The sequence below is a fragment of the Flavobacterium sp. genome (assembly GCF_024305175.1).
Taxonomy (GTDB): Bacteria; Bacteroidota; Bacteroidia; order Flavobacteriales; family Flavobacteriaceae; genus Flavobacterium.
On sequence record NZ_JAMWYY010000023.1, the window covers coordinates 6,621 to 25,051 of the forward strand.

Annotated in this window: 19 protein-coding genes; 5 read left to right on the plus strand and 14 right to left on the minus strand. The window is 41.6% G+C overall.

Annotation, left to right across the window (positions count from 1 at the left end):
• Positions 1-50 precede the first annotated feature (50 nt).
• The 3 genes from Q0K96_RS07520 to Q0K96_RS07530 all read right to left on the minus strand — a co-directional run bounded on the left by Q0K96_RS07520 (position 51) and on the right by Q0K96_RS07530 (position 2,547).
• The gene (locus Q0K96_RS07520) at positions 51-350 is read right to left on the minus strand and encodes a transcriptional regulator (protein WP_297333391.1); all 300 of its coding nucleotides are present in this window, start codon (positions 348-350) and stop codon (positions 51-53) included.
• A complete protein-coding gene (locus tag Q0K96_RS07525; protein WP_297333392.1) occupies positions 347-973 on the minus strand; it encodes a hypothetical protein in 627 nt (208 codons plus the stop codon). The genes Q0K96_RS07520 and Q0K96_RS07525 overlap by 4 nt, the downstream gene beginning before the upstream one ends.
• 134 nt (positions 974-1,107) lie before the next feature.
• Positions 1,108-2,547, minus strand: coding sequence for a glycosyltransferase family 2 protein (locus Q0K96_RS07530; RefSeq protein ID WP_297333393.1), 1,440 nt, complete (start codon positions 2,545-2,547; stop codon positions 1,108-1,110).
• 265 nt (positions 2,548-2,812) lie between these two features.
• Between Q0K96_RS07530 and Q0K96_RS07535 the strand changes: the two genes are divergently transcribed.
• Positions 2,813-3,706 carry a pirin family protein gene (locus Q0K96_RS07535; protein ID WP_297333394.1) on the plus strand — a complete coding sequence of 298 codons (894 nt, stop codon included), beginning with the start codon at positions 2,813-2,815 and terminating at the stop codon, positions 3,704-3,706.
• 5 nt (positions 3,707-3,711) lie between these two features.
• On the plus strand, positions 3,712-3,987 hold the full coding sequence (locus tag Q0K96_RS07540; protein ID WP_297333395.1) for a GNAT family N-acetyltransferase: 276 nt from the start codon (positions 3,712-3,714) through the stop codon (positions 3,985-3,987).
• Positions 3,988-4,063: 76 nt separating this feature from the next.
• Here Q0K96_RS07540 and Q0K96_RS07545 read toward each other — a convergent pair whose 3' ends face one another.
• The gene (locus Q0K96_RS07545) at positions 4,064-4,456 is read right to left on the minus strand and encodes a rhodanese-like domain-containing protein (RefSeq protein WP_297333396.1); all 393 of its coding nucleotides are present in this window, start codon (positions 4,454-4,456) and stop codon (positions 4,064-4,066) included.
• A gap of 128 nt (positions 4,457-4,584) precedes the next feature.
• On the opposite strand from Q0K96_RS07545, the gene hemN reads away from it, so the two are divergent.
• Positions 4,585-5,949, plus strand: coding sequence for an oxygen-independent coproporphyrinogen III oxidase (gene hemN / locus Q0K96_RS07550; RefSeq protein WP_297333397.1), 1,365 nt, complete (start codon positions 4,585-4,587; stop codon positions 5,947-5,949).
• A 66-nt stretch (positions 5,950-6,015) separates the two neighbouring features.
• Here the strand turns inward: hemN and Q0K96_RS07555 are convergent, their stop codons facing one another.
• The 8 genes from Q0K96_RS07555 to Q0K96_RS07590 all read right to left on the minus strand — a co-directional run bounded on the left by Q0K96_RS07555 (position 6,016) and on the right by Q0K96_RS07590 (position 14,682).
• Positions 6,016-6,729 carry a sulfite exporter TauE/SafE family protein gene (locus tag Q0K96_RS07555; protein ID WP_297333398.1) on the minus strand — a complete coding sequence of 238 codons (714 nt, stop codon included), beginning with the start codon at positions 6,727-6,729 and terminating at the stop codon, positions 6,016-6,018.
• Positions 6,730-6,755: 26 nt separating this feature from the next.
• Positions 6,756-7,211 carry a FixH family protein gene (locus Q0K96_RS07560; RefSeq protein ID WP_363317237.1) on the minus strand — a complete coding sequence of 152 codons (456 nt, stop codon included), beginning with the start codon at positions 7,209-7,211 and terminating at the stop codon, positions 6,756-6,758.
• 14 nt (positions 7,212-7,225) lie between these two features.
• Entirely contained in the window at positions 7,226-8,644 is a 1,419-nt protein-coding gene (ccoG, locus tag Q0K96_RS07565) for a cytochrome c oxidase accessory protein CcoG (RefSeq protein WP_297333399.1), read from the minus strand.
• Between the two features lie 12 nt (positions 8,645-8,656).
• On the minus strand, positions 8,657-9,613 hold the full coding sequence (locus tag Q0K96_RS07570; protein ID WP_297333400.1) for a cbb3-type cytochrome c oxidase N-terminal domain-containing protein: 957 nt from the start codon (positions 9,611-9,613) through the stop codon (positions 8,657-8,659).
• A gap of 11 nt (positions 9,614-9,624) precedes the next feature.
• A complete protein-coding gene (locus Q0K96_RS07575; RefSeq protein ID WP_297333401.1) occupies positions 9,625-9,825 on the minus strand; it encodes a CcoQ/FixQ family Cbb3-type cytochrome c oxidase assembly chaperone in 201 nt (66 codons plus the stop codon).
• Positions 9,826-9,831: 6 nt separating this feature from the next.
• The gene (gene ccoN, locus Q0K96_RS07580; RefSeq protein ID WP_297333402.1) at positions 9,832-12,039 is read right to left on the minus strand and encodes a cytochrome-c oxidase, cbb3-type subunit I; all 2,208 of its coding nucleotides are present in this window, start codon (positions 12,037-12,039) and stop codon (positions 9,832-9,834) included.
• Between the two features lie 11 nt (positions 12,040-12,050).
• Positions 12,051-12,224, minus strand: coding sequence for a cbb3-type cytochrome oxidase assembly protein CcoS (gene ccoS / locus Q0K96_RS07585; RefSeq protein WP_297333403.1), 174 nt, complete (start codon positions 12,222-12,224; stop codon positions 12,051-12,053).
• Positions 12,225-12,309: 85 nt separating this feature from the next.
• The gene (locus Q0K96_RS07590) at positions 12,310-14,682 is read right to left on the minus strand and encodes a heavy metal translocating P-type ATPase metal-binding domain-containing protein (RefSeq protein ID WP_297333404.1); all 2,373 of its coding nucleotides are present in this window, start codon (positions 14,680-14,682) and stop codon (positions 12,310-12,312) included.
• 128 nt (positions 14,683-14,810) lie between these two features.
• On the opposite strand from Q0K96_RS07590, the gene Q0K96_RS07595 reads away from it, so the two are divergent.
• Positions 14,811-15,485, plus strand: a complete 675-nt coding sequence (locus Q0K96_RS07595) for a Crp/Fnr family transcriptional regulator (protein WP_297333405.1) — start codon at positions 14,811-14,813, stop codon at positions 15,483-15,485.
• A 172-nt stretch (positions 15,486-15,657) separates the two neighbouring features.
• Positions 15,658-16,089 carry a response regulator gene (locus Q0K96_RS07600; RefSeq protein WP_297333406.1) on the plus strand — a complete coding sequence of 144 codons (432 nt, stop codon included), beginning with the start codon at positions 15,658-15,660 and terminating at the stop codon, positions 16,087-16,089.
• A 73-nt stretch (positions 16,090-16,162) separates the two neighbouring features.
• Here the strand turns inward: Q0K96_RS07600 and Q0K96_RS07605 are convergent, their stop codons facing one another.
• The gene (locus tag Q0K96_RS07605) at positions 16,163-17,605 is read right to left on the minus strand and encodes a sodium:solute symporter family protein (RefSeq protein WP_297333407.1); all 1,443 of its coding nucleotides are present in this window, start codon (positions 17,603-17,605) and stop codon (positions 16,163-16,165) included.
• Positions 17,606-17,933: 328 nt separating this feature from the next.
• Positions 17,934-18,377, minus strand: a complete 444-nt coding sequence (locus Q0K96_RS07610) for a hypothetical protein (protein ID WP_297333408.1) — start codon at positions 18,375-18,377, stop codon at positions 17,934-17,936.
• Positions 18,378-18,431: the final 54 nt, after the last annotated feature.

Genomic DNA, 18,431 nt, shown 5'->3' on the forward strand with positions numbered 1-18,431 from the left:
TAAGAGACAGACAAATAACTTTGCATTTCAAAGTTTAAGATTAAAATTTTTTATTTCTGAGATTTGATCAATTTTTCCAGTATTTTAAGATGTTCTTCAAATGCAATGCGCCCTTCTTTAGTCATAAAATAACGCGTGTTAGGCTTACGCCCAACAAATAATTTTTCTACCCCTATAAATTCCTCTTTTTCAAGCGCTTTAAGGTGGCTTGCAAGATTACCGTCGGTAACTTCAAGATATTCTTTAAGGGTATTAAAATCGAGCCTGTCATTAACAGCAAGCGCCGACATGATACCAAGCCTTATACGGCTTTCGAATGCTTTATGTAAACCGTTAATGGGTAACTTCACCTTTCGTATTTGTAATGTATATATATACCGTAAATTATATGCCCAACACCAAAGCCAAGCGCCCAGAACAACAGGCCGTAGCCTATGTATAAAGCTGCAACAAGCCCCAGCATTACCTGTACAAGCCCCAGTATCTTTACATCTTCATAAGTATAGCGGCTTGCAATATACAAGGATAAGCCATAAAAAATAAGCGTAGCCGGTGCAACAAGGCCAATTAGCCCTTTAGCTGCTAAAATTAATACAAATAACCCACCTGCCACAAGCGGGACACCCATATTTATCATCAACCTTCTGGAAGTTGCATTCCATAACTTCTCATTTTTCTTTTTAGCCTTTTTGTTAGAAAAGAACCAGGCGGTACCAATGGCTAATAACAACACTGCGGCGGCCACCAGCATCAACCCGATAAAATCTTTATTGATGTGCATGCGGCCCAATGGGTTATAAACTACTTTTCTTGGACTAAAATCAAATACAGCATAAGCTATATAGGCACCTGCCAACGCATATACACCTGCCATGATGCCTGCCCATCCGGACAAAGACAAAAATTTAGTCGAACGCTCCATCATAGAGCGTATCTCTGATATGTCGCGGATATAATCCTGTTGCTGCTTCATATAAAGTACTTTTAAACACAAAGCTAAAAATTAATTCCAATCTACAAATAAAAAGTTTAAAAAATAAGTAAATAAAAAACCTCCCGCTAACGGGAGGTTTTCCAAACTTAACATTTATAACTAGTATGGCACCATTATCTGGTTGGTAATTCACGTGTCAGCCAGCCCCTCCTGCCTGCTGTTGCAATGGCATATGGCGTTATCCAGAATAACCCGAAGGTATAAAGAAGGCTGTAGGAATAAGCCCAAAATGAATCTGCCGTATCATATTTCCTCGCATAAAAGAAAACGGAAAAACTCGAATATATCAGTATACTGAACAAGGTAGTGCTTATAAACAGTAGCGGGTGGGTAAGTACAAAATACAGCATCAGTAATATGGCAGGATAGGTCATTATCAATTTAAGCCACTGGTTTACAAATAACAGCCTTGTGCCAAACTTAGAACCTTTCCTGAAATTGCTGAATACAAATTTTGCCATCATAATATTTTCTCGCACATTGCTCCTGCCCCAACGTATAAACATTTTGTATAATCCGGTATATTGCTCCGGCACATTAGTTAGTACATGTGCATTACGCTGAAACAACACGTGGTAGCCCTGCTTCATGATCATGTTGGTCATGGCCCTGTCTTCACCAATGTCTGATGGCTGCCCCATAAAGGTCTGGTTTATCCACTCTTCAAGGCAATTAAAAACCGCCGTGCGCCTATAGGCAGATAATGCTCCGGGGGTACACAGCACAGAACCAAGCCTGCTTTCTGCCGAACGCATAAACTCAAAGCTCATAACAAAACTTACATTAAGCATTTTAGGTAATATGCCTTTTTTATCATTCAGTACTTTTACATTACCCGCAACAGCACCACATTTTTCATTTATCACAAATGGGCTTACCAGGTTTCTTAAAGTATCTTTCTTAACTATAGAGTCACTGTCTACGGTAACAAAAACTTCTCCGTTGCCCATTTTAAAGCCACGGTATAAAGCATGGCGCTTACCCATATTTTTTGGCTGCTTAAATATAGAAACCCTGTCGCCCAGCTCTTCTTTTGCTTTAAGCATCCATTGCCAGGTATCGTCTTTACTACCGTCATCAATAGCGAGTAACTGTAATTTATGTTCGGGGTAATTACTTTCGGCAAGGCTTTTAAGTGTTGCCCATACCTGGCTTCCTTCATTATAAGCAGGTACAATTACAGTGCAGGTTGGCAGCTTATCATCGGTTACTGACTTTACAGGCCTGTAGCGTATGTATAAATATAAATTGTAAAGGAAAAAACCTCCCTTAAACAGCAAAAGAAAAGCCGAAAGGAAAACGAAGAAAATGCCTATTGCAGAATTTATCCTTTCTGTATTAAGCTGTTCAATTTGGGGGTAAAATTCAAACAATAAAAAAACTCCGGTTGCCAGTAGCAGAAAAGTAAAAAACTGTACTGCAAGATTAATGGCAACCGGCCTGTTGTCTAAAATTGTTTTGGTAATATCTGTTGTGCTGGTGGTTATTGAACTCACTGTATCAGGATTTGCCGCAGCATATAATTTTCCTGAAGTAATTGTTTCACTATTCATATTAATTAGGTGTTTAAATTAGGTTTTATACACATACCATTTAGCAATTGCTGCACCACATATAATAAATAAATGAAAATCAACAACTTAACATTGATGACTATTAAAAATTTGTGTAGAAATCCACAAGAAGCTGCATCCCTTTCTACAATTATATTGTGTAACAGATATACCTTTTCTTAATCTGATTCAATGCTTACTATAACAAATAGGCAGAAATTTGTAAGATAAAAAGTCGTAATTTAACAGCATAAATCTTTCCGTCATGTCAAACATCAGTTTTATTATAGAAGAACGCCCAAGCGATATCGGCAATTTTTTAGTAGGCAGGCTGCTGCCTTTCCGCCAAAAGCGCATGGTTGGCCCTTTTATCTTTATAGACCATATGGGCCCTGTTGCCTTATCCGACCATGAAAATTTTGATATTGGACCGCACCCGCACATAGGGCTTTCTACCCTTACCTATCTTTTTGAGGGCAGTATTATGCACCGCGACAGCCTGGGTACCGAAATTGAAATAAAGCCCGGGCAGGTTAACTGGATGACAGCCGGAAAAGGCATAACACACTCTGAACGTACGCCTGATTATCTAAGGCGTTCTGATAAAAGGATGCATGGGCTGCAAATATGGGTGGCACTGCCTAAAGAAGAAGAATACTCCGAACCCTCTTTTTATCATGCAGATGAAAAAGATTTACCGGACTGGGAAGAAAACGGTGTGCACTATAAACTTATTGCCGGAGAGGTGTTGGGCAAAAAATCGCCTGTACCTGTTTACAGCCCGCTTTACCTGATTGAGATTAAAACAACTGGCAAACAAAATATAAACATAGGAAGCAGCCTTTTTGGCGAAAGCGGTTTATATATACTGGAGGGTAAAGTTGAAACCGAAGGTACCGTTTTTGAACCTAAGCAACTGTTGGTTGCTAAAGATGCCGGTTTGTGTGAGTTTACCATGCATGAAAATACCACTGTATATATTTTTGGCGGCGAACCTTTTGCTGAGCAAAGGCACATATACTGGAATTTTGTTGCCACAGATAAAGAGCGCATTGAAGAAGCCAAGCAAATGTGGGCAGACAAAGCATTCCCCTCTATACCGGGAGAAACGGGCTATATACCGCTGCCGGAGCAAAACCCTAATCTTAAACTAAAATAATAAGTATGAATATTGAAAATTTTGACAACGGTAAAAAAGGGCATTTTAAAGCTACTGAAGGTGATACAGAAGCAGGCCTTATGACATATACCTGGGCTGGTGATGATAAGTTTATTATAGACCATACCGAAGGTAACCCTGAGTTTAAAGGTGTAGGCATAAAGTTGCTGGACAAGGCAGTAGCCTTTGCCCGAGAGAAAAACGTGAAGATAATTCCGCTGTGCCCTTTCGCTAAAAAGATGTTTGAGCGTAAGGAAGAAATAAGAGATGTGCTTGCTTAAAAGCATCCTTTAAATACCTGATTAAAAAAGTGTACCATAACTTAATTCTCCATAATTAAGTTATGGTATTTATGTATTACTGCTTTACAACAGGCTTTTTAGCTTCTGTCCAGGCGTCTATGCCGCCATCCAGCTCAACTATGCTTATAAAGCCTTTTTCTTTCATTACAGTTACAGCTTCGGCGCTTCTGCCGCCCACTTTGCAATATACATAAACCGGTTTTGTTTTATCAAGCTGCTCAATGCGCTCCTCAAAGTCTTTATCATAAAGGTGTATATTTACCGCATCTTTAATATACCCCTGCTTGTATTCCATAGGCGTACGCACATCTACAACCTGCCCTTTATGCTCAGCCATTTTCTCCGAAAAAACAGTAGGTTTTACAAGCATTACACTTTGTTCTTTTTGCTGTGCCTGGCACGAAACCAAAGCTATTACAGCTACTATAAGGAATATAATTTTATTCATGGTATTATAAATGATGAGTTGCTAATATACTAAAAACGTACCCTTCTGTGTAAAAATTCTTATATGATATTTATCATTTTTTTACCGCTGTACCCACACTAATTTTGGATTTTGGAAATAATGTTCTCATGAAAAATTCAATAGTACAAAAATATAACGTGCCGGGGCCACGCTACACCAGCTACCCTACTGTGCCCTATTGGGAAGAAGGGCTTTTTACCGCATCAGGCTGGATACAAACCCTGCAAAGGGCATATGATGAAAGTAACTACACCGAAGGCATAAGCCTGTATATACACCTGCCCTTTTGCGAGAGTATGTGCACTTTTTGCGGCTGTAACAAGCGCATAACAAGGCGGCACGAGGTAGAAGAACCCTACATTAGTGCTATACTTAAAGAGTGGTCACTATATTGCGAACTGCTCAAAAGCAGGCCACGTATTAAAGAGTTGCACCTTGGCGGTGGAACTCCGACTTTTTTTAGCCCTGATAATCTTGAGAAACTGATTAAAGGCATACTTGCACTGGCAGATACAGCTCCCGGATATGAGTTTAGCTTTGAAGGGCATCCTAACAACACTACCCGCGCCCACCTGCAAAAACTATATGATCTGGGTTTCCGCAGGGTTAGCTTTGGCGTGCAGGATTATAATGAAAAAGTACAGATAGCCATTAACCGCATACAGCCTTTTCATAATGTGGCAAAAGTAACTTTTTGGGCTAAAGAAATTGGGTACACCTCTATAAGCCATGACCTTGTTTTCGGGCTGCCTTTCCAGACGGTGGGTAATATTACCGATACCATAGAAAAGACCAAATCCCTGAACCCCGACCGTATATCGTTTTACAGCTATGCACACGTGCCCTGGATAAAAGGTAACGGGCAGCGCGGGTTTGATGAAAGCAACCTGCCAAAAGACGAAGAAAAAAGAATGCTGTATGAAGAAGGGAAAAAGCTTTTAGCAGCAAAAGGCTATTATGAAATTGGTATGGATCATTTCGCGATGCCATCAGACAGTATGCATAAAGCGTTTACTAACGGCATGCTGCATCGCAACTTTATGGGTTACAGCGCTTCTAAAACACAACTGATGATTGGCCTTGGTGTATCATCTATAAGTGATAGCTGGTACAGCTTTGCGCAGAATGAAAAAAACCTGGAGGCTTATTACCGAAAACTGGAAGAAAATATCTTGCCTGTTTTCAGGGGGCACCTGCTAACGGATGAAGACCTTATTATCCGCAGGCACATACTTAACCTTATGTGCTGTTTTAAAACATCTTGGAAAGAAGAAAATGCTTTTTTTAAGGAACTGCCCGAAATTTTGGATAGCCTTACTGAAATGAAGCATGACGGCCTTATCGAAATTACCGCTTACAGCCTTACCGTAACCGAAAAAGGCAAAGCATTTGTGAGAAACATTTGTATGGCATTCGACCTGAGGCTAAAGCGCAAAGCACCTGACACAAAACTGTTCTCTATGACCATATAACAATAAATCTAAATACAAAAAAATTAAGAGCGGCACTAAGCCGCTCTTTTTGTTAAGTAAGGTTAGTTATGGATGCCCAACAATACAGTCGGGGTTGCTTTGCACAAAAAGGCTGCTTTCTGCCGGAGAGATAAACGGTATGCCCAAACCCAGCCCCCTCATAATAAACAGCATGCCAACCAATACGGTTACATAAGGCACAAATTTATAAAGGCTACTTCGAAAAGGGTTAGAGAGCATACCTGATGCATATACCACAGCAGTCATCATGGGTATGGTACCTGCTCCGTATAAAAACATATAGGCTATTCCCAACCCTGCATTTTGCATGGCTATTGCACCAAATAAAGCAGCATATACAAGCCCGCAGGGTAAAAATCCGTTAAAGAGGCCGGCAAGGTAAAGCGCTTTACTGCTTTTTTTACCAAATTGCTGCCCAAGTAGGCTTTTTACATTACTTATAAGCCTGTAAACCGGCCTGCTGAAGTTATACCGGGCAAATATCCTTTCCGGTATAAGTACTATCAAAATCATTAAAAAGCCTGCAATTATTGATAGCTGTTGCTGCATGCCTGCCAGGTATAAACCTTTGCCAAGCAGCCCAAACACAAGCCCCAAAGTGCAATATGCAGTGAGCCTGCCCGCGTGGTACAGCAATAGCTGTGCGGCTTTTTTTGCCGGGTTATTACGGTCTAAAGGCAACATCATGGCTATAGCCCCGCACATACCTATGCAGTGCAGGCTGGAGAGCAAACCTAATATAATGGCTGAATATAGCATATTTATAATTTCAGCAGTAACTTAAATCAGTCTATGGTAAGCATGGCATTATTGCGGTAATCTGTACCGTTGTAGTGCCATTCTACAGTAATGTCCCAACGGCCGCCTGCCAAATCACTTTTAGGTATGAGCAGATAAGGCGTGGATACTGAAATGGGTAATTCAAAATCCAGCTTTTGGTTAGACGGCCTGTAAAGGGACACTTTGCCTGTTATTTTTGATGCCTCAAAGTTTTGAGGGAATATGATTCTTACTGATGAATCATCCTGGCCTATTACCACCTTCTGTGTAAGTGATGCAGCGTTTTGCTCACTGTCGAGTTTTTTCTGGAGCACACGCTCCTGCTTGTAATAATCTTCCACCACCAGTTCATTGTCATAACTGCTGTCTGACTGTACTTTTATGACAAAGAAGAGTATAAACCCCATAAAAAAGATGAAGGCTAATACTATACCTGTTCCCCAGTTTATTTTCATTTTCATGATGCTTTTTGTTTTTAGTTAAATGTGCGGGGGCCTAAAAAATTGGTAGTCTCTGTTTCAATCAGGCGGTCGCCGTTATACACCTCAAGCGTAATTTTGGTTTTATCGCCTTTTAAAAACGCAGGATTAATTTCTATAAACATAGTGCCCTGTGCCATACCTTCTTTAGGTACCTTAAATGTTGCATTACCTACCAGTTTTACAATGCCCTGTGGCTTTACAAGCTTAAAATGGACATTATCAAACTCCTTTGTTGTTTTATTTACAATTTTGTAAGTAAACACATTACTGATATTTTCGCCTTTGTGCTGGTAAAGCTGCCCGGGCAACCTCAGCACCGAAGCCTCTACATCATTACGCAAAAACAGCATACCTGTAAACACACTCAGTAATATGGCAAGCACAGCAACATATCCTTTCATCCTTGCCGTAAAAACAAACTTTTCTTTTTTGGTAATTTCATCTTCGCTGGCATAGCGGATAAGGTTTTTAGGCAGCCCTACTTTATCCATTACCGAATTGCACTCGTCTATACAGGCGGTACAGTTGGTACATTCCAGTTGGGTACCGTTCCTTATATCGATGCCGGTGGGGCAAACAGCCACACAAAGTTTACAATCTATACAATCGCCTTTACCGGCAGCCTTGCGGTCTTCATTCTTAACAACCTTGCCCCTGCCGCTTTCCCCTTCGCCCCTAACATGGTCATAAGCTACTATAATCGATTTGTTATCGAGCAAAACGCCCTGCAGCCTGCCGTATGGGCATGCTATAATACACACCTGCTCCCTGAACCACGCAAACACAAAGTAGAATACTGCTGTAAAAATGAGCAGTGCAATAAAATTACCCAGATGATTTGCCGGGCCGTCTTCCACCATTTGGATAACCCTTTCGCTGCCCGCCAGGTAAGCAAGGAAAACATTGGCTATGGCAAATGATATGATAAAGAAGATGCTCCATTTTAAAACCCTTTTTTTAATCTTCCCGGCATTCCACTCCATTTTGGCGAGCTTAATCTGAGCATTCCTGTCGCCGTCTATCCAGTATTCTATCCTCCGGAAAACCATTTCGAGGAAAATAGTTTGCGGACAAACCCAACCACAAAAAAGACGCCCGAATGCAACCGTAAAAAGTGCCACGAATACCACCCCTATTATCATTGAAATAACAAACAAGTGAAAATCCTGTGGCCAGAACGGGAAGCCAAATATATTGAACCTGCGTTCCAGCACGTTAAACATAAGGAACTGGTTGCCGTTTATTTTAATGAAGGGGGCTAAAAACAGGAAGGCTAACAGAAAGTAGCTGACAACTTTCCTGTAATTATAAAGCCTTCCTGATGGCTTTTTAGGATATATCCACGACCTTTTCCCTTCATCATCTATCGTTGCAATGCGGTCACGAAAGTCTTCATCCAATTGTACTGACATTTTAAATCATTTTTAGTTAAGGGCTACATCGGGCCCTTTTTCCGTTTTTTCGGGTGCTGCCGGGGCAGCATTACCTTCTTTGGCAGGTGTGCCTTCTTCTTTCCAGATATCTCCGTCCGGCGCTTTAGCATCAGCCGGGTTGGTTCCCTCCAATGAAAGTATATAACTGGCCACAATCTGAATTTCGCTTGGTTTTAGTGTGCCTTTCCATGCCACCATACCTTTACCGTCACGTCCACCCTCTGTAATTGTGTGGAATACGTTTTTAATGCCGCCGCCCAGAATCCAATATTCATCCGTAAGATTGGGGCCTATGGTGCCCCCGCCATCTGCACGGTGGCAGGCTGCACAGTTGGCTTCAAATATGGTTTTGCCCTGTGCAAGCTCGCCTGCATCCGTAAGTAATGTTACCGTTTCGGCATCTATCAGGTCTTTAGCAGTCTTTTTATATTCTTCTACAGCAAGTTTTGCCTCTGCCATTTCCTGCTCAAATTCTTCCTTCTGGTTGTAATCGCCCACTATATGAAAACGCACCAGGTATACCACACCAAATAAAACGGTTCCGTAAAAAAGATACACCCACCAAGGCGGCAATACATTGTCGAGTTCCTTTATTCCGTCATAATTATGATCCAGCATAACGGCGCTTTCATCTTCAACAGGTGCACTTTTGCCAAAAAAGCCTTTCAGTTTTTTATACCAGGCACTCTCTGTAATACCAATCGCTTCGGCCTCTGCCAGCTTTTGCTTCTGCTCTTCGGTAAGCATGGCATAGGTTACTTTATCAATAGCGCTTATTACAATTTCTATGGCTATCTGCAGGAACAGGAATACAAACAGGAATACCGAAACCATTGGATATTTAAGAAAGGCCGGCCTGTCGCCTGAGTCTATAAAATATTCTAATGCCATAAATACAAGGGCAAACAAAACGGGGACCCTTACATATACCGGAATTAATTTTTTCATGATACTGATAGTTAACTGTTAAACGATTGGTTATTACTGCCTTCTTCATCAGAAAAAGGCAGTTGGCTCATTTCACTTATCTTTTCTTTCCTGTAGGTATATACCCAGGTGTACAGCCCCACAAAAAAGAAAAAGAATATAAGCAGTGACAGTATCGGGTAAACCTCAACTCCTGAGATTGACTCCATATTATGTTTTACAAACTTCAGCATGGCTAATTATTTAGTGTTATCAGCGGTTGCGCTGTTGGTATTTTTTATTTTAATATCAATACCCAGGCGTTGCAGGTAAGCAATAAGGGCTGTAATTTCCCTGTCTTTCATGGCAACAAACTCCTCGCCCCTTGTTTGGGCAGCCTTGCGGCTTTCTTCATAACTTTTCACGAAATCCGGGTCGCTGTGCAGGTTTTGCTCTATTTTAGCTGACTGCGCCGCTATAGATTTTTGTGCATTGGCTATATCCTGCTCTGTATAAGGCACACCCAGCTTTACCATTACTTCCATTTTCTTTTCTATTTGGCTGTAATCCATTTTCTTGTTATCAAACAGCCATTTATAGCCCGGCATTATAGAACCTGCCGATGTACTTTGCGGGTCCCACATGTGGTTAAAGTGCCAGTTGTCGCTGTACTTGCCACCTACCCTCATAAGGTCGGGCCCGGTTCGTTTAGAACCCCAAAGGAACGGGTGGTCATACACATATTCTCCTGATTTTGAATACTCGCCATAGCGCTCTACCTCGCTCCTGAAAGGGCGTATCATTTGAGAGTGGCAGCCCACACAACCTTCGCGTATATACAGGTCGCGGCCTTCCAACTCCAGCGGCGTATAAGGTTTTACTGTTGATATGGTTGGTATGTTGGATTTTACCATAATGGTAGGCACAATCTGAATGATACCGCCTATAAGTATAGCAACCGTTGCCAGTATGGTAAGCTGTATTGGTTTCCTCTCAAGCCACGGGTGGAATTTCTCCCCTTTAAGCCTGCGGCCTGCAATTTTTTGAAGTGCAGGTGCTTCAGCCAGCTCATCTTCTATGGGCTGCCCCTGCCTTACCGTCATGATGATGTTATACACCAGTACCAGTAAACCTATCACGAACAGCGTACCGCCTATGGCCCTCATCCAGTACATCGGCATTATCTGTTTCACTGTTTCAAGGAAGTTACCATAAACCAGCGAGCCATCAGGGTTAAACTGTTTCCACATAGAGGCCTGTGTAAAGCCTGCCACATACATTGGCAGCGCATATAGTATAATACCCAGTGTACCTATCCAGAAATGGAAGTTAGCCAGTTTAACAGAGTATAGTGAGGTTTTTGTCATACGTGGTATCAGCCAGTATATCATACCAAAGGTTAAAAAACCGTTCCATGCCAGTGCGCCCACGTGCACGTGTGCCACGATCCAGTCGGTAAAGTGGGCAATAGAGTTCACGTTTTTAAGCGAAAGCATAGGGCCTTCAAAAGTGGCCATACCATAGCCGGTAACGGCTACCACAAAAAATTTAAGTACAGGGTCTACCCTTACTTTATCCCATGCACCACGCAGGGTAAGCAAACCGTTTATCATACCGCCCCAGCTTGGCGCAATAAGCATTACAGAAAACACCACACCCAGGTTTTGTGCCCAGTCGGGCAAGGCAGAATACAACAGGTGGTGCGGGCCTGCCCATATATAGATGAATATTAAAGACCAAAAATGAATGATTGACAGCCTGTAGCTGTAAACAGGCCTGTTGGCAGCTTTGGGCAGGTAGTAATACATAAGCCCTAAAAATGGCGTAGTAAGGAAAAATGCCACAGCATTGTGCCCGTACCACCATTGCACAAGCGCATCCTGCACGCCTGCATATACAGAGTAACTCTTCATGCCGTTTACAGGCAGTTCCAAGCTGTTAAAAATATGCAGTACCGCAACGGTAACAAATGTAGCCAGGTAAAACCAAATGGCTACATACAGGTGCCGTTCGCGCCTTTTTAGTATTGTACCTATCATGTTGATACCAAATGCTACCCAAACCAGTGCAATAGCGATATCTATAGGCCATTCCAACTCGGCATATTCTTTAGATGTGGTGTAGCCTAACGGTAATGATATTGCTGCGGCTACTATAATAAGCTGCCAGCCCCAAAAGTTTACGTTGCTTAAAAAGTTACTGTACATACGGGCTTTTAGCAATCTTTGTAATGAGTAGTAAACCCCTGCAAAAATGGCATTACCCACAAAGGCAAAAATAACTGCGTTTGTGTGCAGCGGCCTTAGCCTGCCATAACTTAGCCAAGATATCCCGTCGGTTAAGTTCGGGAACATATACATCGAAGCGATCAATAAACCTACAAGCATCCCCACAACACCAAATACTATTGTGGCATAGAGGAACTTCTTAACTATTTTATTGTCATAATAAAATTGTTGCACTTCCATAATAATTACTGTTATTTGATTTTCGTTTTGGATTTGTTTTTTTGTAACTCGTCGTCAAAAAGCATCCTGACGGAGGGTGTATAATCGTCGTCATACTGTCCGCTCTTAACCGCCTTTACAAAGGCGAAAAAGAAAGCCACAGCAACCACTATACTGATGGAGATTAATAAATAGATTACACTCATACCTTCTTAATTTTATGTTAACAAAGCTACTGTCCCCGCTACCCAAAAAATATGATATTTGTCATACTTCCGTTTTTTAAAGGGGTTATTTGCCTTTTTTTGCATAGTAATTTGTAGTTATGGTTACAAAGCTTACTATGGTAACGGTACTAAGCGGCATAATAATGGCTGCTGCCAGCGGGCTAAGCTTGCCTGCAACGGCAAAAGACAACCCCACTGCGTTATACAACAGCGAAAGCGCAAAACTCATTTTTATGGTTTTTACCGCATTTTTTGCATAATTCATAAAGTAAGCGATGCGGCTGAACTGCCCGGCATCCAGTATGCCATCGCAGGCGGGAGAGAATACATTTACATTTTCTGATATGGATATGCCTACGTTGCTTTGTGCCAGCGCCCCGGCATCATTAAGCCCGTCGCCAATCATCATAATATTTTTGCCCTGCTGTTGCAGTTGTTCTATAAAAGCAAGCTTCTGCTCCGGCTTTTGGTTAAAAATCAACTCGGTACCGCCCGGCAGTAACGCTTGCAAAGCTTCGCGCTCACCCTCATTATCGCCTGAAAGTATCTTAAGTTCATAGTTTTTGCCAAGTAGCTGAAAAAGGGAGCTGAGGCCGTTTCGGTAACAATTATCAAATACAAACTTGCCTTTATAGCTGCCGTTTACTGCTATGTGAACATTAGTTTGAAGTGTGCCTGCCTCATCTTTACCCACAAATGCCGCAGAGCCTGCATGAATTAAAAGCACCCCTGCCCTGCCCAGTACACCTTTGCCCGTAAGTTCTTGAAAATCCTGAACGGGCGCTACAGTATATACAGGCAAGAAGTCATACAGCCGCCTGCTTAACGGGTGGTTAGAGCCGCGCAGCACATTTTTAAGGGCAGCCGTTTCGGCATCTGTCAGGGTTTCGCCCTCATAAACAGTAGCCGATTTCTTATTGGTGGTTATAGTACCTGTTTTATCGAATACTATGGTATTTATCTTAGCCATTTGCTCTATAACCGTTGCGTTTTTAAGGTACAGCTTTTGCCGCCCCATAATGCGCAATACATTACCCAAGGTAAATGGCGCGCTCAGTGCCAGCGCACAAGGGCACGCCACAATAAGCACAGCCGTAAACACATTAAATGCAGTAGTTACATTTTTAAAAACCCAGAACAGGAAAACGGCAACGGCAAGCGCAAGCAATGCAGGTGTAAAATAACGGCTTATGGTATCGGTAAGGGTTTTGTAGCCCTGCTTTTCTTTTTTGGTAAAAACATCATTACTCCATAGCTGGGTAAGGTAGCTTTGCGATACTGAACTGAGTACCTCTATCTCTGCCACCTGGCCGAGCTGCCTGCCGCCGGCAAAAACCTTATCGCCCGATCTTTTCTTTATTGGTATGGCCTCTCCGGTTACAAAGCTGTAGTCAATTTCGGTCTCGGCATTCATTAAAATACCATCTACCGGTATAAGTTCCTGGTTGCGGATAAGCAGCCTGTCGCCTGCCGCCACATCATAAACCGGAACAGAAATTTCCTGATTGCCTGCTATTTTTGTTACGGCTATGGGAAAATAAGACCTGAAATCACGTTCAAACGAAAGGAAGTTGTATGTTTTCTGTTGAAAGAGCCTGCCCAGCAGCATGAAGAAAACAAGGCCGGTAAGGCTGTCAAAAAAACCCTGCCCCAGGTTAAAAACAATATCTACCGTGCTCCTTATAAACATTACCACCAGCCCCAAGGCTATTGGTACATCTATATTAAGCATGCCTGCCCGGATGCTTTTATATGCAGAAACATAATAACCGCTTGCCGCATAAAGAAATGAAGGCAGCGCAAGGGCAAAAATGAGCCAGCGGAAAAAATCTTTATACTGCTCAAGCCAAAACTCATCTACATCAAAATATTCGGGAAAAGAAAGCAGCATGACATTGCCAAAGCAAAAAAAGGCAACTCCCAATTTATAGGTCAGCTCCCTGCTGATGCCTTTTTTAGTTCCCTCATAATTCTCGAGGCTTATGTAAGGTTCATAGCCTATAGAACTCAGCAAAAGCACTACTTCTTTTAAGGTTACTATTTCAGGATTAAACACAACCCGAACTTTTTTCTCCGGAAAGTTAACCTGAGAGCTGCTGATACCGGGGTTTAACCTGTTGAGGTTCTCCAGTATCCAGATGCAGGAACTGCAATGTATGTGCGGAATGTATAAAGATACTATTTGGGTTGCCTCTTCTTTAAAATCAAGTAGCTTTGCAACTATAGCATCGTTATCTAAAAAGTCATATTTACCCTTAATATCCTGCGGTGTTGCTCCTGGAGCATTTTCAAAATCGTAGTAACAATCAAGCCCGTTACTGCTGAATATCTCATAAACGGTTTTGCAGCCGCTACAGCAAAACTCTTTTTCATTAAATGCAATTTCCTGGCCTGCAACAATATGCAACCCGCAATGGAAACAATTTTTATTATCCATGATTATCTGCTCTAAATACCTGATACAAAAGTGCGGCAGCGTTAAATATTAAAATATGATTTTTGTCATGTGGGAGTAATTCTTATCTTTGTTGAGTTAACACAATCTTAACAAGGAGCACTGAACATATGAGTAAATGTGAACAATGTATAGTGAGAGAGTTCAGCTCCCTGAAAGCACTTAAGAAAGAAGAGCTGTTACGGCTCGCAGACTGCAAATCTTCCTATACCATAAAAAAGGGCGAACCCATTTTTACCGAAGGCGAAAATGTACAGGGCATTTTTTGTATTAAAGACGGCGTCTGTAAAATGACAAAACTTAGCCCTAATGGCAATGAACAGATTGTTAAGCTGATAACCAAAGGCGAACTGCTGGGGCAGCGCAGCATGATTAGCGAAGAGCCTGTAAACCTTAGTGCCGTTGCGCTTGAAGACATGCAGGTATGCTTTATACCCAAAACAGAGGTAATGAAGTTCTTTAATGAAAATAACAGCTTTTCGATGAACGTAATGCGCACCATTTGCGGTGACCTTAAGGAAGCCGATGATCACCTGGTTGCCATGGCGCAGAAATCGGTTAAGCAAAGGCTTGCAGAAACACTCATTTACCTGCACGACACCTTTGGCATTAACGAAGACAAGAGCCTGAAAGTAAAACTATCAAGAGAGGAGCTTGCAGGTATGATTGGCACTGCCACCGAAAGCTGCATAAGGTTGCTTTCTGAGTTCAATAAGAGCGGACTGATAGAGCTTAGCGGAAAGAAAATTATTCTTACGAATATCGAAAAGCTTAAAAAAGTATAGCTTTTATCAATTTAAATCACCTTACTATACTGACTGATAAACAACTATAATAAGAACAGCAGTTTATTGTTCTTACAACAGGTATGTAAAAAAGTGATAAAAATATGTGAAAAACTATAAATGACTTTTGAGAAAAAATTTATATTTATGCATAATAAATTAAACGCCACACATGAAAAGACACAGGGATATACTGGTTATTGAAGACGATGAGGATGACAGGGAAATACTACAGGAGATATTTCGTGACCTGGGTTACAAAAACAACATTATTTTTTTTGCTGACAGTACTGAAGCACTGGAGTACCTGAGAAGGCCCGAAATTGAGCCTTTTGTAGTTATTTCGGATATAAATATGCCCAAGCTGGGCGGCTTTGAATTAAGGAATATTATACTGAATGAGGAACTTTTTATGGATAAGGATATACCTTATATTTTTATCTCTAATGCCCAAGACGAACATTCTATAAAAGAAGCCAACAAGCTATCTATACAGGGATACATCCACAAAGGCAGCGATTACAACAGCTACAAAGAGAGGATTCGTACTATGATAGATTACTGGCGTGAAAACATCAATTCGTTTACAACCAAAAACGGTTAACAGAATAAAGAAGCCTGCTTAAAGCAGGCTTCTTTATTTATATACTTATACATATTAAATATTTATAATAGTATTATGCTGTTACTCTATTTTTATTTGAAGCTGACTGAAAAAGTGCAAATGCCATTGCAGAAACAGCTATACCAAAAAAGTTGGCATCAAGCCCAAAAGGCAGTTTAACCTGCATTAAGATAAGGGTTAACGTGGTTAAACCACCCGATATCATAGCTGCCATTGCCGCCTTCGCAGAAGGCCTTTTAAGCATTAATGTCCCTATAACAGGAACCAGTAACCCCGATACCATAAAAGCATAAGAATACAGCATAAGCTCTAACACATTTTGCATGTGCGTAGCAAGCAAAACAGCAACTACACCAATAATAAGGGTAATTACCTGAGAATTCTTTATGGTGTTGTATTTCTTTACCTTTTTGAAGTAGGAAAGGATATCAGTAGAAAAATTGCCCGAGGCAGCCATCAGGCAGCTATCGGCGGTTGACATAATTGCAGAAAAATAAGCTGAAAGCATTAACCCCATAAGCCCTACAGGCAAAATGCTCCTTAAGAATAACGGCAGGCCAAGCTCTGCATCAAGCCCGGTGCCGGGTGCAAAACCTATATTAGTAAACATGCCCTGCTCATAGCCTACCCTTGCAAAAAGCCCAAGCGCAATACCCATAAACGCCATTACAGGCCACTCAAACAACCCTGCTATGCGCCAGGCTTTCTTGGCTGTCTTCTCATCGCGGCAGGCATATATGCGCTGGTACAGTGTCATCCCTACAAACCAGATGGGCACAATGGTTATCAGCCAGTTAAAAAATTGTACAAAGGTAACCTCCGTCAACGACATAAAGCTATCAGGCAATGTTGCGCTTATGGCTTCCCATCCGCCTATATTCATGTAACCTAAGGGTATGCCTATACCAATAAGCCCTGCCATAAGTATTATCCATTGTATGGTATCTGTATATATAACGGCTTTTATACCACCAATGGCTGTATATACTATGGCTATAACACCCATTATAAGGATAGCATCGGTAATGGAAACGGAAGGAAATGTAGCCGAAGCCAGCTTAGCGCCTGCAAGTATCTGCGAGCTGGTAAAACCTATGTATCCGATAAGTGAGATGATACCGGCAACAAGGGCTACTTTTTTATTGTAATGAAAAGCCAGTGACTGCGGAAATGTGAGGAAGTTATGTTTTACCGCAACAGGATAAACTTTAGGTATCAGTAGCACAGCGCTTAACCACGCGCCCAATAGTCCTGTAAAGAGCATCCAACTGCCGGAGAGGCCCATCATAAAGCCAAGCCCACCCAAACCTATTGAAAAGCCACCGCCAACATCTGTTGCTACTACCGAAAGCCCTATATGCCCTGCCGACATACTGCGCCCGCCAACATAGTAATCTTCTTCAGATTTATTTCGCTTCATAAAGTAGAAGCCAATGCCCAGCATGATTACAAGATAAACAACAAAAATAGTAAGGTCGATAAAATGGATTTCCATTACAGCTATCAGGTTTAAGATGATGGTACAAACCCTCGTGGTTTGCCGATATAAATGTTTTCTGTAAATGAATTTTACAGTAGGACAGCCCGTTATAGAGCTGAAGGCGAAGCCTTAACAACATTTGTGATAACGGCAAAGATAAAAAACTGTAGCCGTAATGGCAATTTTAAAGATAAACAATAAAAAAAGAGGCTGTCTCAAAAGTGCTTTACCAGCATTTTGTCATTCCACCGATAGAAGGAATCTTAACGATTTAACCATTTAAGATCCTTTACCTCGCTATCGCTTCGTTCAGAATGACACTTTTGAGACAGACCCTTTATAATTATCGTATTTTAAAGGCATTATAGATATTTATTTCATAACTGTAAGGGCCTAAAAACAAGTGCAGTGCAGAGCCATCGGCAGCATACCAAACCAGGTTTACTTTACGCTTACCGTCCTGTATGGCATTATGCAATGCGGCAGGCTGGTCGCTTTTGGTATCAACCATCTCAACACTTTTATACTGGTCGGGCTGGTTGATAGAGCGTTCGTTCTTTACCAGCATCTGTTCTGCTATTTTAAGCGCATCCTCTGCGCCTTTGGCAGTCTGCGGAAACTTCATGGTAACCTGCCTTGTGTCGCCCATCCTCAGCCAGTCATAATAAACGGCTTTGTTCATGTCAAAGACACCTTCAACCTCAACGCCGGCCGCCCCAAAAGACTGCGCCTGCGCTATTGTACCCATCATTAAAAACAAGATAAAACAGTAAAATGCATTTTTCATAATATTGCTTGTTGGTTTTTGATAATCAATTTACTACAAGTTACAAAACACAAA

What these genes read in the sequence shown, in the direction of transcription:
- Q0K96_RS07600 (WP_297333406.1), top strand. Translation starts at nt 15,658, where the DNA reads ATGAAAAGACACAGGGATATACTGGTTATTGAAGACGATGAGGATGAC.
- Q0K96_RS07555 (WP_297333398.1), bottom strand. Translation starts at nt 6,729, where the DNA reads ATGCTATATTCAGCCATTATATTAGGTTTGCTCTCCAGCCTGCACTGC.
- Q0K96_RS07575 (WP_297333401.1), bottom strand. Translation starts at nt 9,825, where the DNA reads ATGCTGAAGTTTGTAAAACATAATATGGAGTCAATCTCAGGAGTTGAG.
- Q0K96_RS07590 (WP_297333404.1), bottom strand. Translation starts at nt 14,682, where the DNA reads ATGGATAATAAAAATTGTTTCCATTGCGGGTTGCATATTGTTGCAGGC.
- Q0K96_RS07535 (WP_297333394.1), top strand. Translation starts at nt 2,813, where the DNA reads ATGTCAAACATCAGTTTTATTATAGAAGAACGCCCAAGCGATATCGGC.
- Q0K96_RS07540 (WP_297333395.1), top strand. Translation starts at nt 3,712, where the DNA reads ATGAATATTGAAAATTTTGACAACGGTAAAAAAGGGCATTTTAAAGCT.
- Q0K96_RS07530 (WP_297333393.1), bottom strand. Translation starts at nt 2,547, where the DNA reads ATGAATAGTGAAACAATTACTTCAGGAAAATTATATGCTGCGGCAAAT.
- Q0K96_RS07595 (WP_297333405.1), top strand. Translation starts at nt 14,811, where the DNA reads ATGAGTAAATGTGAACAATGTATAGTGAGAGAGTTCAGCTCCCTGAAA.
- ccoG (WP_297333399.1), bottom strand. Translation starts at nt 8,644, where the DNA reads ATGTCAGTACAATTGGATGAAGACTTTCGTGACCGCATTGCAACGATA.
- Q0K96_RS07610 (WP_297333408.1), bottom strand. Translation starts at nt 18,377, where the DNA reads ATGAAAAATGCATTTTACTGTTTTATCTTGTTTTTAATGATGGGTACA.
- ccoN (WP_297333402.1), bottom strand. Translation starts at nt 12,039, where the DNA reads ATGGAAGTGCAACAATTTTATTATGACAATAAAATAGTTAAGAAGTTC.
- Q0K96_RS07525 (WP_297333392.1), bottom strand. Translation starts at nt 973, where the DNA reads ATGAAGCAGCAACAGGATTATATCCGCGACATATCAGAGATACGCTCT.
- Q0K96_RS07560 (WP_363317237.1), bottom strand. Translation starts at nt 7,211, where the DNA reads ATGAAAATGAAAATAAACTGGGGAACAGGTATAGTATTAGCCTTCATC.
- Q0K96_RS07570 (WP_297333400.1), bottom strand. Translation starts at nt 9,613, where the DNA reads ATGAAAAAATTAATTCCGGTATATGTAAGGGTCCCCGTTTTGTTTGCC.
- Q0K96_RS07605 (WP_297333407.1), bottom strand. Translation starts at nt 17,605, where the DNA reads ATGGAAATCCATTTTATCGACCTTACTATTTTTGTTGTTTATCTTGTA.
- ccoS (WP_297333403.1), bottom strand. Translation starts at nt 12,224, where the DNA reads ATGAGTGTAATCTATTTATTAATCTCCATCAGTATAGTGGTTGCTGTG.
- Q0K96_RS07545 (WP_297333396.1), bottom strand. Translation starts at nt 4,456, where the DNA reads ATGAATAAAATTATATTCCTTATAGTAGCTGTAATAGCTTTGGTTTCG.
- hemN (WP_297333397.1), top strand. Translation starts at nt 4,585, where the DNA reads ATGAAAAATTCAATAGTACAAAAATATAACGTGCCGGGGCCACGCTAC.